Raw genomic sequence first — 1,698 nt, 5'->3', positions numbered from 1 at the left:
TTCTTTAAGGTAAGGAGGTGATCCAACCGCAGGTTCCCCTACGGTTACCTTGTTACGACTTCACCCCAGTCATGAATCACAAAGTGGTAAGCGCCCTCCCGAAGGTTAAGCTACCTACTTCTTTTGCAACCCACTCCCATGGTGTGACGGGCGGTGTGTACAAGGCCCGGGAACGTATTCACCGTGGCATTCTGATCCACGATTACTAGCGATTCCGACTTCATGGAGTCGAGTTGCAGACTCCAATCCGGACTACGACGCACTTTATGAGGTCCGCTTGCTCTCGCGAGGTCGCTTCTCTTTGTATGCGCCATTGTAGCACGTGTGTAGCCCTGGTCGTAAGGGCCATGATGACTTGACGTCATCCCCACCTTCCTCCAGTTTATCACTGGCAGTCTCCTTTGAGTTCCCGGCCGGACCGCTGGCAACAAAGGATAAGGGTTGCGCTCGTTGCGGGACTTAACCCAACATTTCACAACACGAGCTGACGACAGCCATGCAGCACCTGTCTCACAGTTCCCGAAGGCACCATCCCATCTCTGGAATGTTCTGTGGATGTCAAGACCAGGTAAGGTTCTTCGCGTTGCATCGAATTAAACCACATGCTCCACCGCTTGTGCGGGCCCCCGTCAATTCATTTGAGTTTTAACCTTGCGGCCGTACTCCCCAGGCGGTCGACTTAACGCGTTAGCTCCGGAAGCCACGCCTCAAGGGCACAACCTCCAAGTCGACATCGTTTACGGCGTGGACTACCAGGGTATCTAATCCTGTTTGCTCCCCACGCTTTCGCACCTGAGCGTCAGTCTTCGTCCAGGGGGCCGCCTTCGCCACCGGTATTCCTCCAGATCTCTACGCATTTCACCGCTACACCTGGAATTCTACCCCCCTCTACGAGACTCAAGCTTGCCAGTATCAGATGCAGTTCCCAGGTTGAGCCCGGGGATTTCACATCTGACTTAACAAACCGCCTGCGTGCGCTTTACGCCCAGTAATTCCGATTAACGCTTGCACCCTCCGTATTACCGCGGCTGCTGGCACGGAGTTAGCCGGTGCTTCTTCTGCGGGTAACGTCAATGAGCAAAGGTATTAACTTTACTCCCTTCCTCCCCGCTGAAAGTACTTTACAACCCGAAGGCCTTCTTCATACACGCGGCATGGCTGCATCAGGCTTGCGCCCATTGTGCAATATTCCCCACTGCTGCCTCCCGTAGGAGTCTGGACCGTGTCTCAGTTCCAGTGTGGCTGGTCATCCTCTCAGACCAGCTAGAGATCGTCGCCTAGGTGGGCCGTTACCCCGCCTACTAGCTAATCCCATCTGGGCACATCCGATGGCAAGAGGCCCGAAGGTCCCCCTCTTTGGTCTTGCGACGTTATGCGGTATTAGCTACCGTTTCCAGTAGTTATCCCCCTCCATCGGGCAGTTTCCCAGACATTACTCACCCGTCCGCCACTCGTCAGCAAAGAAGCAAGCTTCTTTCTGTTACCGTTCGACTTGCATGTGTTAGGCCTGCCGCCAGCGTTCAATCTGAGCCATGATCAAACTCTTCAATTTAAAAGTTTGATGCTCAAAGAATTAAACTTCGTAATGAATTACGTGTTCACTCTTGAGACTTGGTATTCATTTAGCGTCTTGCGACGTTAAGAATCCGTATCTTCGAGTGCCCACACAGATTGTCTGATAAATTGTTAAAGAGCAGT

1 rRNA gene is annotated in these 1,698 nt (G+C 52.9%); it reads right to left on the bottom strand.

The features are described 5' to 3' along the window. Nucleotides 1–10 precede the first annotated feature (10 nt). A 16S ribosomal RNA gene (locus BEA93_RS24195) occupies nt 11–1,552 on the bottom strand. Nucleotides 1,553–1,698: the final 146 nt, after the last annotated feature.

The organism is Escherichia sp. MOD1-EC5950, from assembly GCF_002965345.1.
GTDB lineage: Bacteria > Pseudomonadota > Gammaproteobacteria > Enterobacterales > Enterobacteriaceae > Escherichia > Escherichia marmotae.
Note: the sequence above shows the minus strand (reverse complement) of the source record. Positions and strands in the feature narration are given on the sequence as shown.